Annotated in this window: 13 protein-coding genes; 9 read left to right on the forward strand and 4 right to left on the reverse strand. The window is 67.7% G+C overall.

What is annotated here, in order from left to right; genetic code table 11:
* The first annotated feature begins 9 nt into the window (after positions 1 to 9).
* The 3 genes from E2F49_RS00145 to E2F49_RS16260 all read left to right on the forward strand — a co-directional run bounded on the left by E2F49_RS00145 (position 10) and on the right by E2F49_RS16260 (position 2,625).
* Positions 10 to 510, forward strand: a complete 501-nt coding sequence (locus E2F49_RS00145; RefSeq protein WP_133392120.1) for a disulfide bond formation protein B — start codon at positions 10 to 12, stop codon at positions 508 to 510.
* 67 nt (positions 511 to 577) lie between these two features.
* Positions 578 to 1,972, forward strand: coding sequence for a class II 3-deoxy-7-phosphoheptulonate synthase (locus E2F49_RS00150; RefSeq protein ID WP_133392121.1), 1,395 nt, complete (start codon positions 578 to 580; stop codon positions 1,970 to 1,972).
* 368 nt (positions 1,973 to 2,340) lie between these two features.
* Positions 2,341 to 2,625, forward strand: a complete 285-nt coding sequence (locus E2F49_RS16260; RefSeq protein ID WP_165971076.1) for a hypothetical protein — start codon at positions 2,341 to 2,343, stop codon at positions 2,623 to 2,625.
* A gap of 11 nt (positions 2,626 to 2,636) precedes the next feature.
* Here E2F49_RS16260 and E2F49_RS00155 read toward each other — a convergent pair whose 3' ends face one another.
* Genes E2F49_RS00155 through typA form a run of 3 tightly spaced genes read right to left on the reverse strand, consistent with a single transcriptional unit; the run spans position 2,637 to position 5,505 of the window.
* On the reverse strand, positions 2,637 to 3,095 hold the full coding sequence (locus E2F49_RS00155) for a DUF2127 domain-containing protein (protein WP_133392122.1): 459 nt from the start codon (positions 3,093 to 3,095) through the stop codon (positions 2,637 to 2,639).
* Positions 3,092 to 3,679, reverse strand: coding sequence for a 2'-5' RNA ligase family protein (locus tag E2F49_RS00160; RefSeq protein ID WP_133392123.1), 588 nt, complete (start codon positions 3,677 to 3,679; stop codon positions 3,092 to 3,094). Before E2F49_RS00160 ends, E2F49_RS00155 begins: the two co-directional genes overlap by 4 nt.
* Positions 3,676 to 5,505, reverse strand: a complete 1,830-nt coding sequence (gene typA / locus E2F49_RS00165; protein ID WP_055246884.1) for a translational GTPase TypA — start codon at positions 5,503 to 5,505, stop codon at positions 3,676 to 3,678. The genes E2F49_RS00160 and typA overlap by 4 nt, the downstream gene beginning before the upstream one ends.
* 172 nt (positions 5,506 to 5,677) lie before the next feature.
* On the opposite strand from typA, the gene E2F49_RS00170 reads away from it, so the two are divergent.
* The 5 genes from E2F49_RS00170 to prpE all read left to right on the forward strand — a co-directional run bounded on the left by E2F49_RS00170 (position 5,678) and on the right by prpE (position 11,862).
* Positions 5,678 to 6,172, forward strand: a complete 495-nt coding sequence (locus E2F49_RS00170; RefSeq protein WP_055246886.1) for a peptidylprolyl isomerase — start codon at positions 5,678 to 5,680, stop codon at positions 6,170 to 6,172.
* A gap of 486 nt (positions 6,173 to 6,658) precedes the next feature.
* Complete coding sequence (locus E2F49_RS00175) at positions 6,659 to 7,456, forward strand: hypothetical protein (RefSeq protein ID WP_133392124.1); 798 nt, start codon at positions 6,659 to 6,661, stop codon at positions 7,454 to 7,456.
* Between the two features lie 115 nt (positions 7,457 to 7,571).
* The gene (locus E2F49_RS00180) at positions 7,572 to 8,771 is read left to right on the forward strand and encodes an aminotransferase class I/II-fold pyridoxal phosphate-dependent enzyme (RefSeq protein WP_133392125.1); all 1,200 of its coding nucleotides are present in this window, start codon (positions 7,572 to 7,574) and stop codon (positions 8,769 to 8,771) included.
* A 60-nt stretch (positions 8,772 to 8,831) separates the two neighbouring features.
* Complete coding sequence (locus E2F49_RS00185; protein ID WP_133392126.1) at positions 8,832 to 9,818, forward strand: malate dehydrogenase; 987 nt, start codon at positions 8,832 to 8,834, stop codon at positions 9,816 to 9,818.
* 142 nt (positions 9,819 to 9,960) lie between these two features.
* Complete coding sequence (prpE, locus tag E2F49_RS00190) at positions 9,961 to 11,862, forward strand: propionate--CoA ligase (RefSeq protein WP_133392127.1); 1,902 nt, start codon at positions 9,961 to 9,963, stop codon at positions 11,860 to 11,862.
* 7 nt (positions 11,863 to 11,869) lie between these two features.
* On the opposite strand, the gene E2F49_RS00195 is transcribed toward prpE, so the two are convergent.
* Positions 11,870 to 13,084 carry a citrate synthase family protein gene (locus E2F49_RS00195; RefSeq protein ID WP_243713330.1) on the reverse strand — a complete coding sequence of 405 codons (1,215 nt, stop codon included), beginning with the start codon at positions 13,082 to 13,084 and terminating at the stop codon, positions 11,870 to 11,872.
* 104 nt (positions 13,085 to 13,188) lie between these two features.
* Here E2F49_RS00195 and prpB point away from each other — a divergent pair, with 104 nt between their 5' ends.
* Positions 13,189 to 14,076, forward strand: a complete 888-nt coding sequence (prpB, locus tag E2F49_RS00200) for a methylisocitrate lyase (RefSeq protein ID WP_133392128.1) — start codon at positions 13,189 to 13,191, stop codon at positions 14,074 to 14,076.

Raw genomic sequence — 14,076 nt, forward strand, 5'->3', positions numbered from 1 at the left:
GGTCTGCCCATGAACCCTCTCCGCTGGTCGTTCCGCACGTTGATGCTCGGCGGCGCCGTCGCCTGTTTCGCGTTGATCGGGTTCGCGATCTATTCGCAGCTGCAATGGGGGCTCGAGCCCTGTCCGCTGTGCATCTTCCAGCGCCTTGCCTTCGCCGCGCTCGGTCTGGTGCTGCTGGTCGCCGGCATCCACGCGCCACGCGGGCGCGGTGGGCGCACGACCTACGGGCTGCTCGGCTTCGCCGCTGCGGCCGTCGGCGTGGGCATCGCCGGGCGGCACGTCTGGTTGCAGATGCATCCGCCGGGCTTCGCGACCTGCGGTGCACCGTTCGCCTTCATGCGCGAGACGATGGACACGCCGACGCTGATCCAGAAGGTGCTGACCGGTTCGGGCGACTGCGGCACCGTCGACTGGACCTTCCTCGGCCTGTCGATGCCGGCCTGGAGTCTGGTGTGGTTCCTGCTGCTGGCAGCGGTGGCCCTCTTCGCAGGCCTGCGCACGCGCCGCTGAGCGCTCGCCCGCGTTTTGACGCGCTGCCGCAAACTGCGATGATGGCGGCCCGCAAGAGGAGCCCCCCATGTCGTCGTCGATCGAACGCAGCCTGCATCCCGTGAACCTGCCCGCGGGCTGGGCACCGGAAAGCTGGCGCACGCGCCCGGCCAAGCAGTTGCCGACGTATCCCGACCAGGCTGCGCTGGCGGCTGTGCAGGACGAATTGCGTGCGCTGCCGCCGCTGGTGACCTCGTGGGAAATCATGAGTCTCAAGCAGCAACTGGCCGATGCGCAGGAGGGCAGGCGCTTCCTGCTGCAGGGCGGCGACTGTGCGGAGAGTTTCGCCGACTGCACCTCGGACGTGATCTCCAACCGGCTCAAGGTGCTGCTGCAGATGAGCCTGGTGCTGGTGCACGGCATGCGTCTGCCGGTGGTGCGCGTGGGCCGCTTCGCCGGCCAGTACGCCAAGCCGCGTTCGGCCGACACCGAGACGCGCGATGGGGTGACCCTGCCGTGCTATCGCGGTGACGTGGTCAACGCGCCGGCATTCACGCCCGAGGCGCGCACGCCCGACCCGCGGCGCATGGTCAAGGCGCATGCGCGTTCGGCGATGACGATGAATTTCGTGCGTTCGCTGATCGACGGCGGCTTCGCCGACCTGCATCACCCCGAGTACTGGGGACTGGAATGGGTCGGCGAATCGCCACTGGCCGAGGAATACCAGCGTATGGTCTCCGGCCTCGGCGATGCAGTCCGTTTCATGGAAACGCTGGCCGGCACGCAGGTGCACAACCTCAACCGTGTCGACTTCTACACCTCGCACGAAGCGCTGCTGCTGCCCTACGAAGAGGCGCAGACGCGCCAGGTGCCGCGCCAGTGGGGCTGGTTCAATCTCAGCACGCATTTTCCGTGGATTGGCGTGCGTACCGCCGCGCTCGACGGTGCGCATGTGGAGTACTTCCGGGGCCTGCGCAATCCGATCGGCGTCAAGGTCGGTCCGACGTCGACGCCCGACGAACTGCTGCGCCTGATCGACCTGCTCAATCCCGACGACGAGCCCGGCCGCCTGAGCCTGATCCATCGCATGGGGGCGACGCAGATCGCCGAGCGTCTGCCGGCTTTGCTGGAGGCCGTGAAGCGCTCCGGCCGCCGCGTGCTGTGGATCTGCGATCCGATGCACGGCAACACCGAGTCGACCAGCAACGGCTTCAAGACCCGCCGCTTCGAGAACATCCGCAGCGAGATCGAGCAGGCCTTCGATCTGCATGCCGCGGCCGGTACACGCCTGGGCGGCGTGCATCTGGAGCTGACCGGCGAGGACGTCACCGAGTGCATGGGCGGCGCGCGCGCGCTGACCGAGGTCGATCTCGAGCGCGCCTACAAAAGTCAGGTCGATCCGCGCCTCAACTACGAGCAGGCGCTGGAAACGGCGATGCTGATCGTGCGCAAGCAGGCGCAGGTCGGTCGCGCGGTGGGATGAGTCGGCTTGGCGGCTGCGTGGGGGCATGTCTCGATAGAGAGATGTCGTACCGGGAAGCGTCTGCTGCTGCCTAGGAAAGTTTCACAGGAGCTTTCGGTTGTGCTTGCACCTGAGCTCGGCTTCGGAAGCAGCGTTGCGCCGGCCGGGGGTTACTTCTCGGCTCGGCAGCACGCGTTGCTGCGCAACGCTCCCCCGGCCCGGCGAAGCACGCCGGGCGTTCGCAACGACTGCGCGGCAGTACCGCGCGAGCAGTCGCTGCTCACCCATGCCTGACTCGCCGCCGCGGGCCATCCATGGCCCGCTCTCCGCAACCCCCGGCCGACACAACGCGCCGCGGCTCTGAGGCCGCCACTTCTATCGGAGAAGTGGTGCGCGACCTCGACGAAGGCATCGTCTTGAAGATCGCGGCAGCGGACTGGCGGCCGGTGGCCGCGCCCGGCACGCCATCGATGGCGCGCGTCCGAGTCAAGGCAGGGTGGCTGAGGACTGCTTGCGCGGCACTGCCGCGCGTCCTCAAGAACGCCCGGCGCGCTGCGCCGGGCCGGACCGCGAAGCGGCTTGACCGGAGGAAAAGCGGCTTCCGGTCGGCAGGCCGATGCCAGTCCGAAGTCGCGGTGCTTCGGCGCCTAGACGCCCGAAATCAGATTGCGTAGTGCGTGCAGCCTCAGCCGCCCGCACGTCGCCGGTACAGATCGCGCGCCAGTACCAGCACGATCAGCAGGTTGAGCAGAAACACGCCCCAGGTCAGCCAGTCGGGGTGGTGCCACAACGCATAGATCTCGAAGGGCAGATAGGCGGCGGCGCCGATGACGCCGAGCCACGAGGCCCAGGCGCGGTGCCACCACAGGCCCCAGCCCTCGAGCAGGCGCATGCCGGCGTAGACCAGCGCGACGGCGATCGCGATGTGCAGCGTCTGCGGAGTGATCGCATCGAGCAGGTCCGTGCCGAAGCGGTCGGCGTCCGCGCCGAAGCGCGTGAGCACGCGCTCGACCTGGTGCTGCAGCGCATCGGGCCCGATCGCCGCAAGACCGCCGGCGACGAGCAGGGCGATGGCGCCCTTGCCGGCCTCGAACAGTGCGATCGCGCGCAGGCCGTTGTGTGCGGATGTGGGCTCGTCGGTCATCGGAACAACGCGTCCTGGCGGGGCGGCGGGGGCAGGGCGGCGCCGGTCAATGGCCACTGGCCGACGACTTCGTAGCGGCCACCGGGATTGAACAGCAGCTCGAAGCTGTCGACCATCAACGGCCCGATGCCGCAGTCCACCGTGTCGAGCCAGGGCTGCGCATCGAGCCCCTTCGGCAGAAAGGCCAGCGTCACGTGCGGCTGGCGCGTGACCTCTTCGGGCGTGATGCCGCAGCGGCGGATCGCGTCACGTGTCGCGTCGCACATCGCCTGCAGGGCAGGGCAATCGTGCGGCAGGGCGACGACGGCGCCGGACCGCCGCCAGTAGACGAGACGGTCGAGGGTGAAGGTGTGCGACGGGATACGCGCCGCGGCCGCGGCGAATGCGTCGAGCACGGCTGGCGTCGCCAGGTGACCGACGTCGTGGCCGATGAAGCAGAGCGTGGCGTGCCACTGGTCGGCGCGCCGCACTTGCAAAGAAGGCGCGTCCGATGGACGCGCCTCCTGCAGGCGTTGCGACAGCGTCGCGAACGCCGCCCGACCGGCGGCGTCGGGCCGCCACGCCGGGAACAGCGCCTGGCTCACGCGGCGCGGGACGCGCGCTTGCGGTCGCTCTCGGTCAGGAACTTCTTGCGCAGGCGGATTTCCTTCGGCGTGACTTCGACCAGTTCGTCGTCGTCGATGAAGTCCAGTGCCTGCTCGAGCGAGAACTTGATCGCCGGCGTCAGCGCGATCGCGTCGTCCTTACCCGACGCGCGCATGTTGGTCAGCGGCTTGGTCTTGATCGCGTTGACGGTCAGGTCGTTGTCCTTGGAGTGGATGCCGACCAGCTGGCCTTCGTACACGTTGTCGCCTTCGGCGGCGAACAGCTTGCCGCGCTCCTGCAGCGGGCCGAGCGAGTAGGCCGGCGTCGCGCCCGCGGCATTGGCGATCATCACGCCGTTGTTGCGCTTGGCGATCGCGCCGGTTTCCTTCGGTCCGTAACGGTCGAACACGTGGAACAGCAGGCCGCCGCCCTGGGTCAGGGTCTTGAACTCGTTCTGGAAGCCGATCAGGCCACGCGCCGGGATCTCGTAGTCCAGACGCACACGGCCCTTGCCGTCGGGTTCCATGTTCTTGAGCTGGGCCTTGCGGGTGCCGAGCTTCTCCATCACGCCGCCCTGGTGCTGCTCCTCGATGTCGACGACGAGCTGCTCGATCGGCTCCATCATCTGGCCGTCGATTTCCTTGATGATCACTTCCGGGCGCGACACGGCCAGCTCGAAGCCTTCACGGCGCATGTTCTCGATCAGCACCGACAGATGCAATTCGCCGCGGCCGGAGACCAGGAACTTGTCCGCGTCTTCCAGCTGCTCGACCTTCAGCGCGACGTTGTGCACGGTCTCGCGCTCGAGGCGGTCCTTGAGCTGACGGCTGGTGAGGAACTTGCCGCCCGACAGATCCTTGTTGCCGGCGAACGGCGAATTGTTGACCTGGAAGGTCATCGAGATCGTCGGCTCGTCGACGGTCAGCGCCGGCAGCGCTTCGGGGGTATCGAGCGCGCAGACGGTGTCGGAGATGGTCAGTTCCTGGATGCCCGAGATGGCGACGATGTCACCGGCTTCGGCGCTGTCCTGCTCGATGCGCTCCAGACCCAGGAAGCCCAGCACCTGCATCACCTTGCCCTGGCGCTTCTTGCCGTCGCGGCCGATGACCGAGACCGGCATGTTCTTCTTCAGCGTGCCGCGCTGGATGCGGCCGATGCCGATCACGCCGACGAAGTTGTTGTAGTCCAGCTGGCTGATGCGCATCTGGAAGGCGCCTTCCGGATCGACTTCCGGCATCGGCGCGTGCTGCATGATCGCCTCGTACAGCGGAGTCATGTCGCCCGAACGCGTGGTGTCGTCGAGGCTGGCGTAGCCGTGCAGCGCCGAGGCGTAGACGATCGGGAAATCGAGCTGCTCGTTGGTCGCGCCGAGCTTGTCGAACAGGTCGAACACCTGGTCGATCACCCAGTCCGGACGCGCGCCCGGGCGGTCGATCTTGTTGACGACGACGATCGGCTTGAAGCCCATCGCGAACGCCTTCTGGGTCACGAAGCGCGTCTGCGGCATCGGGCCGTCCATCGCGTCGACGAGGATCAGCACCGTGTCCACCATCGACAGCACGCGCTCGACCTCGCCGCCGAAGTCGGCGTGGCCCGGGGTGTCGACGATGTTGATGCGGTTGCCGTTCCAGGTGATCGCCGTGTTCTTGGCGAGGATCGTGATGCCACGTTCCTTTTCCTGGTCGTTGCTGTCCATCACGCGCTCGGCGAGGACGGTGCGCTCGGCCAGCGTGCCGGACTGCTTGAGCAGCTGGTCGACGAGGGTGGTCTTGCCGTGGTCGACGTGGGCGACGATGGCGATATTGCGGAGTCGTTCGATGGACATGGGCAAGGCCGCGCCAGGGTCGGGACCGGGGCGCTCAATGGGCAGTTAAGGAAGTCGCGTATTGTAGCGTGTTGCGTCGCCGCATGGCGGGGTGGTTGAAACGGGCGCAAGGGGCCGCATGTAGCGGTTTCGCCGGCGCGCCGGCGTCCTTCGACCCACCACAGGATCCATCATGTCCCTGAACGCCGTATTCGATACCGACCGTGGCCAGATCACTGTCGAGTTGTTCGCCGACAAGGCGCCGCTGACCGTCGCCAACTTCGTCAACCTGGCCAAGCGCGGCTTCTACGACGGGCTGAACTTCCATCGCGTGATCGCCGACTTCATGGTCCAGGGCGGCTGCCCGGAAGGGTCCGGCCGCGGCGGCCCGGGCTACCGGTTCGAGGATGAGACCAACAACGGCGTCAAGCACGAGCGTGGCGTGCTGTCGATGGCGAACGCTGGCCCGAACACCAACGGCAGCCAGTTCTTCATCACCCACATCAAGACCGACTGGCTGGACGGCAAGCACACCGTGTTCGGCAAGGTCACCGAAGGCCTGGATGTCGTGGACGCGGTGAAGCAGGGCGACACGATCAAGTCGATCAAGATCGTCGGGGACACCGACGCGGTGCTGGCGGCCAAGGCCGACCGGGTCGCGGAGTGGAACAAGACGCTCGCAGCGTGATCGAACGACAGGCCGGCCTTTGCCGGCCTGTTTCGTTTTGGGGATCTGGTGTTCTGCTGGGTCGAGCGATGACGGCCGCGAGGTTTGCTCGGGCGCCTGCCGGGTACCACGCCCAGTCGCGGCCCGATATCCGCTTGGTGGTCGTGGCACCCGACAGGCGCTGGATGTCTCTCCGCTGCTGAGGGGAAAGCGTTGAACCTCGTGGGTTGCTCTGGTTTTCACCGCCGTCGGGGGCCGCCGCTCGACACGAAGGCCATCAGACTCCGTCATTCCGGCAAACGCCGGAATCCATTTTGATCTTCGCGATACGGTGGGACGGCAGAAGCAAAATGGGTTCCAGCTTGACCAGACCGGCGTCTGTCGAGAGCCGCTGGAACGACGAGGCTCTCGAGGTTCCGCGAACTTTTCGCTTGTTTGGCAGCGCTGACTGATTCCGTCTCGTTGTCTCCAATCAGTTCCACGCGTGGCTTTTTCAAGGAATCGAAGATGGCACTCCACGGCGCATACGCCTTCCTGCTCGCACTCGGCCTCGGTGCCGCCCTGACCGCGTGCAGCGGCCCGGCCTCGCCCGACGAGGACGCGGAGCTCGCACCCTCCGAAACGTCGGAATCGCCAACGGACGAGGCCGCATTCGCGCAGGACTTCCAGCGCAGCCTCGAAGGCATCTGGAGCACCGAGCGCGCGCAGGGCGACGATGCCGAAGTCATCTACGCGTTCGAATGGCAGGCGACCAGCGGGCTGCGCATCCTGCGCGACGGCGTGTGGCTGCACGGCACCGTCGAGGATGTCGATCTCGCCAATGAAACACTGGCCTTCCATATCGCCCGCAACAATGGCCCGAGCGAGACCGTGACCTTCCGCAGGCAGCGTGCGACGTCAGGCACTGCCGGCTTCACGCTGCGGGTGACCTGGGGGCTCGGCCAGACCGACGACCTCGGCTTCGTTCGACGCCTGACCGACCGTGACCGGCAGGAGATCACGCTGGCGATCACCCAGGCTTCGGTGCTGCCGGAAGCCGTCGCCTGTGGTGGTGACGCGCCGCCGGACAGCCTGCGCGCGCGGCTGGCCTGCAGCGATGCCGAGTTCGCCGAACTCGACCGCGGCCTGCGCACGCAGCTTGTCGAGCTGTCGGCCCGGTACCCCGATGGCGACCGCACGGCCGCCGCCGTGGTCCGGCAGCTCGACGCCTGCACCACGCCCGCGTGCCTGCGCGAGGTCCACGCGCAATGGCAGGCCTATTTCGACGAGAACTACGACCTGGGCGACGTGCTGGACTACCTCTGACACGCAGCGTTGCCGCGGCGCCTGCGCCGGTCGCGACAGGGCCGCGTGGTACCATCTGGCGCCGAAAATCAGCGGTTCCGCCGCTTTCCCCGCCGCTTCACCACGAGGTTCCGCGATGCCCCAGCTCGCCGCGCGTACCGGTCGCGCCAAGCCCAGCGCGATCATGCAGGTCGCCGAGAAGGCCAAGCGCCTGAAGGCCGAGGGGCGGGACATCATCAGCTTCTCGATCGGGGTGCCGAACTTCCTGCCCGGCCCGCACGTGTATGCGGCCGCGCGCGAGGCGCTGGCGCACGACAGCGGCCAGTACGGCAGCAACCGCGGCAGCGACGCGCTGCTCGACGCTTTCATCGGCCATCTCGATCGCATCGGCCTGCCGGGCTATACGCGCGCCCATTGCGCGAGCGGCATCGGCGCCAAGCACATCCTCTACACGCTGGCCGAAGTGCTGCTCGACGAAGGCGACGGCTTCGCGTTCGCCACGCCGTACTGGACGACGTATCTGGACATCGCCGAGATCGTCGGCGCCGACATCCGGCTGCTGCCGTGTCCGCCCGAACAGGATTACAAGCTCACGCCGGCACAGCTCGATGCCGCGCTGGCGCGCAAGCCCAAGGTCTTCCTGTTCAACAATCCGTCCAATCCGACCGGCATGGTCTATACGCAGGCCGAGATCGCCGCGCTGGCGGACGTGCTGGTGCGTCATCCCGACACGTGGATCGTCACCGACGACATCTACAACCGGATGGTCTTCGACGGCGTCGGCTACCACAACGTCGTGCAGGCGCGGCCCGAACTGCGCGAGCGCACGATCTTCGTCGACTCGCTGTCCAAAACCTACGGCATGCCGGGCTGGCGCGTCGGCCTGCTGGCCGGGCCGGAAAATGTGGCGAAGGCGTTCGCGACGATGAACTCCAACCACATCACCAACGTGCCGGAAGTCGTCACCGCCGCGGCGGTCGCCGCGCTGTCCGGCCCGCAGGACGTGCCGGCGGCGAAGTGCGCGGAGTTCCAGGCACGCCGCGACCAGGTGATGGCGGCGCTGGCGCAGATCCCCGGCGTGGTCTGCCCGAAGCCCGCCGGCGCGTTCTACGTGTTCCCCGACGTCAGCGTCGCGTTCGGCAAGTCGCACGGCGACACGCGCATCGCCAACGACGTCGACCTGTGCAATGCGCTGCTCGAAGCGAAGGGCGTGGCCTGTGTGCCGGGTTCGGCCTTCGGCGAGCCGCGCGCCCTGCGCATCAGCTACACCTGTCCCGAGGCGCAGCTCGCGCCCGGGCTCGACCGCATCCGCGAGTTCTTCGCGGAGCTGACCTGAGCCGGCCGCTGCCGGCCGCTCCCACCCACGTACGTTCGATTTGAAACGAGAGGAATGACGATGAAGAAGCCCGTCCGTGTTGCCGTGACCGGCGCTGCCGGCCAGATCGGCTATGCGCTGCTGTTCCGGATCGCCTCCGGCGAAATGCTGGGCAAGGACCAGCCGGTGATCCTGCAGCTGCTCGAACTGCCGATCGACAAGGCACAGGCCGCGCTGAAGGGCGTGATCATGGAGCTGGAAGACTGCGCATTCCCGCTGCTGGCAGGCGTTGTCGGCACCGACAATGCGGAGGTCGCGTTCAAGGACGCCGACATCGCCCTGCTGGTCGGCGCGCGTCCGCGCGGCCCGGGCATGGAGCGCAAGGACCTGCTGCTCGAGAACGCCAAGATCTTCACCGCCCAGGGCGCCGCGCTGAACAAGGTCGCCTCGCGCGACGTCAAGGTGCTGGTGGTCGGCAACCCGGCCAATACCAACGCCTACATCGCCATGAAGTCGGCGCCGGATCTCAACCCGCGCAACTTCACCGCGATGCTGCGCCTCGACCACAACCGCGCGCTGAGCCAGCTGGCGACCAAGGCCGACGTGGCCGTGGGCGACATCGAGGGCCTGATCGTGTGGGGCAACCACAGCCCGACCATGTACCCGGACTACCGCTTCGCCACGGCGAACGGCGTCAACCTCAAGGACAAGGTCAACGACGCCGACTGGAACGCCAATACCTTCATCCCGCAGGTCGGCAAGCGCGGCGCGGCGATCATCGAAGCGCGCGGCCTCTCGTCGGCCGCCTCGGCCGCCAACGCCGCCATCGACCACATCCGCGACTGGGTGCTGGGCAGCAACGGCAAGTGGGTGACGATGGGCGTGCCGTCCGACGGCAGCTACGGCATCCCCGAAGGCGTGATCTTCGGCTTCGCGGTGACCACGCAGAACGGCGAGTACACGCTGGTCAAGGACATCGAAGTGGACGACTTCAGCCAGAAGGCCATCGACAAGACCCTGGCCGAGCTCGAGGAAGAGCGCAGCGGCGTGGCGCATCTGCTGGCCTGAGCCCGCAGCGCGTCGAGAAGAAGCCGGGCCTTGAGCCCGGCTTTTTCATGGGTGCATGCCGGACAGCGCGGTGTAGACCATTGTCGTAACGCATCCTTGCCGCCTGCGGACTAGCCTCGGTGTTCGCATCCGGGAGGTCGCCATGGGCTACGAGGAATTCCACCGCCGTTCCATCGAAGATCCCGAGGGGTTCTGGGGCGAGCAGGCGCAGGCGATCCACTGGCACAAGGCGCCCGAGCGGATCCTCGACTACGCGAACCCGCCGTTCCGGCAGTGGTTCGTCGGCGGCGAGACCAACCTCTGCTACAACGCCGTCGACCGGCACCTCGAAGCGCGCGGTGATCAGCTCGCGCTCGTGGCGATCTCCACGGAAACGAACGAGACGCGCGAGATCAGCTACGCGCAGCTGTATCGCGAGGTCAACGACTTCGCGGCGGTGCTGGTGGCGCTCGGCGTCGAACGCGGTGACCGCGTCGTCATCTACATGCCGAACATGACCGAGGCCGCATTCGCGATGCTGGCCTGCGCGCGCATCGGTGCGGTGCATTCGGTCGTCTTCGGCGGCTTCGCCGCGCACAACCTCGCGCTGCGCATCGACGATGCGACGCCGAAGCTGCTGATCGCCGCCGATGCCGGCAGTCGTGGCGGCAAGGTGATTCCGTACAAGCCGCTGGTCGATGCCGCGTGTGCGGAAAGCGCGTCGCCACCGCCGCACGTGCTGATCGTCGATCGCGGACTCGATGCCGGCTATGCCCGCGTCGAAGGTCGCGATGTCGACTACGCGACGCTGCGCGCAAAGCACGCCGGCACCGACGTGCCGGTGGCATGGCTGGAGTCCAACGAACCGAGCTATCTGCTCTACACCTCCGGCACGACCGGCAAGCCCAAAGGCGTGCAGCGCGATGTCGGCGGCTACGCGGTCGCGATGGCGCTGTCGATGTGGTCGATCTACGACATCCGGCCCGGGCAGGTGATGTTCACGACCTCCGATGTCGGCTGGGCGGTCGGGCATTCCTACAACGTCTACGGGCCGCTGATCGCGGGCGCGACGGTGATCCTCTACGAAGGTCTGCCGACCGCGCCCGATGCCGGCATCTGGTGGAAGATCTGCGCCGACTACGGCGTGCGCACGATGTTCTCCTCGCCGACCGCGGTGCGCGTGCTGAAGAAGCAGGACCCGAAATTCCTCAAGCAGCACGACCTGTCGAAACTGCAGTACCTCTTCCTTGCGGGCGAGCCGCTCGACGAACCCACCGCGATCTGGATCAGCGAAGGCCTCGGCGGCACGACCATCATCGACAACTACTGGCAGACCGAAACCGGCTGGCCGGTGCTGGCGCTGATGCCCGGGGTCGAACTCAAACCGGTGAAGTTCGGTTCGCCCGGCCTGCCGACGCCGGGCTACGACCTGCGGGTGATCGACGAGGCGACTGGCGAGCGCGTGCCGCCGGGCACCAAGGGCGTGCTGGTGATCCAGCCGCCACTGCCGCCGGGGTGCATGACGACGGTGTGGAACGACGACCAGCGTTTCCTGTCGAGCTACTTCTCGCACTTCAATGAACTGGTCTACAGCTCGCTGGACTGGGCGATCCAGGACGCGGACGGCTACACCTTCATCCTCGGTCGTACCGACGACGTCATCAATGTCGCCGGCCATCGCCTGGGCACGCGCGAGATCGAGGAGTCGGTCTCCAGCCATCCGGCGGTCGCCGAAGCGGCGGTCATCGGCGTGGCCGACGAAGTGAAGGGGCAGGTGCCGATCGTGTTCGCGACACTCAAGCATGCATCGGCGGATCCGGATGCGCAGCATGCGACGGCCGGCGAAATGATGCGCACCGTCGCCGACCAGCTCGGTGCCGTTGCGCGGCCTGCGCGCGTGTACGTGGTCAATGCGCTGCCGAAGACGCGTTCGGGCAAGTTGCTGCGGCGCTCGCTGCAGGCGCTGGCCGAATCGCGCGACCCGGGCGATCTGTCGACGCTCGACGATCCGAATGCGCTGGAAGAAGTGCGCCGCGTGCTGGCGCGTGGGGCGGACGCAGGCTGAAGCGCGTCTACTCGGGCGCCACACCGGTGTAATGCGCACGCGGCCGGATCAGCATGCCCAGATCCTGCTGCTCCAGCGCATGCGCCAGCCAGCCGGCGAGGCGTCCTGCGGCGAACATGCATAAGGCCGGCGTCGCCGGCAGGCCGTGCACGAAGCAGATCGCCGCCAGCATGCCGTCGATGTTGGGATGGCGGCCGCTGGTCTCCGCCGCCGCGGCGAGGAAGACCTCCAGCTGCTGCATGCGCGCATCGTCCGCATGCCGTGCGCGCAGCATCGCCAGCACTTCGGCGGCGCGCGGATCGCCGTCGGGATACAGCACGTGATGGAAGCCGGGCAGGTCGTCGCCGCGTTGCCAGCGCTCGGCGACGAAGGCGGCGGGCGAGGGCGCATCGCAGGCTTCGCGGATCAGCGCGTGTGCGCGTGCGGTCGCACCGCCATGGCGTGGCCCCGACAGCGCGGCCAGTCCTGCGCAGACGGTCGCGTGCAGATGGGCCCCGGTGGAGGCGACCACGCGTGCGGCGAATGCTGACACGTTGAGTTCGTGGTCGGCGCACAGCACCAGCGCCGCGCACACGAGATCGGCGAATCCGGCATCGCCGGGGCGCCAGGCATCTGCGAGCAGTGCGTGCACCGGTCGCGCATCGGGCTGGCCGGCGACCAGCAGCGCGGCGTTCTGGCGCAGCAACAGGGCGGCGACGCTGCGCTTGATCGCCGGCGCGGCGCTCAGCGAATGGCGCTGGTCGGGCGCGAGCAACGGGATCGCCGCCATCGCGCGTTCGATCGGCGGCAGCGTGGCATCGGACGCCACAGCGGCGACGCGTGCCGGCCAGGCCTCGACCTCGGCTGCGAAGGGTTCGGCATCGCCGCAGTCCCAAAGCAGGCGCGCAGCGTCCTCGAGCGTGGCGCCGGCGCGGACCATCTCGACCGCGGAACGCCCGCGGTAATACGGACTGTCGGGACGGATCAGCGAGATCCGCGTTTCCATCACCGGCAGGCCGCGGTCGAGACTCTGCGCCGCGCCGCGCGCCGCGCCCCGGCCCGCCCGTTTGCGCTGGCCCAGGCGCTCGACATCCTGGCGCAGATAGACGCGGCTGCGATGGTCCGGGCCGGGCCGCGATTCGAGCAGGCCGCGACTGACGTAGGCGTAGAGCGTCGCAGTGCTGATGCCGAGCGCCGCACAGGCCTCGGCGGCCGACATCAGGTCGCCATCGTTCGCATTCACTGTGAATTCCGATGTATTGATTGATTCGATCAAGATTGATCAACCTGTCGGATGGTGCCAGATTGCATGCCATCGCGGTACACCGCAGCTCCGGAGTCGCATCGATGTCCACTGTTTCCGCAGGCGCCCAGTTCCGCGCCGCGCTCGCCGCCGAATCGCCGTTGCAGGTGATCGGCGCGATCAACGCCAATCACGCGCTGCTGGCCCAGCGCGCCGGCTTCCAGGCGATCTATCTGTCGGGCGGCGGCGTCGCCGCGGGCTCGCTGGGTCTGCCGGATCTGGGGATCAACACGCTCGAGGACGTGCTGATCGACGTGCGCCGCATCACCGACGTCTGCGACCTGCCGCTGCTGGTCGACATCGACACCGGCTTCGGGCCGAGCGCCTTCAACATCGAGCGCACGATCAAGTCGCTGATCAAGGCCGGCGCCGCGGCGTGCCATATCGAGGACCAGGTCGGCGCCAAGCGATGCGGCCATCGTCCGGGCAAGGAGATCGTGTCGCAGGGCGAGATGGTCGATCGCGTCAAGGCCGCGGCCGATGCGAAGACCGACCCGGACTTCTTCCTGATCGCGCGCACCGATGCGATCCAGGTCGACGGCGTGGACGCCGCGATCGAACGCGCCATCGCCTGTGTCGAAGCCGGCGCCGACGGCATCTTTGCCGAGGCCGCCTACGACCTCGATACCTACCGCCGTTTCGTCGACGCGGTGAAGGTGCCGGTGCTGGCCAACATCACCGAGTTCGGCAAGACGCCGCTGTTCACGCGCGACGAACTGGCCTCGGCCGGCGTCGCGATCCAGCTGTTCCCGCTGTCGGCGTTCCGCGCCGCGAACAAGGCGGCCGAGAACGTCTACGCCACTGTGCGCCGCGACGGTCACCAGCAGAACGTCGTCGATGCGATGCAGACGCGCGAGGAACTCTACGAGCGCATCGGCTATCACGCCTTCGAGCAGCGGCTGGACGCGCTGTTCGCATCCAACAAGCAGTAA

Source organism: Luteimonas terrae, from assembly GCF_004358165.1.
In the GTDB taxonomy this organism is placed as follows: domain Bacteria; phylum Pseudomonadota; class Gammaproteobacteria; order Xanthomonadales; family Xanthomonadaceae; genus Luteimonas; species Luteimonas terrae.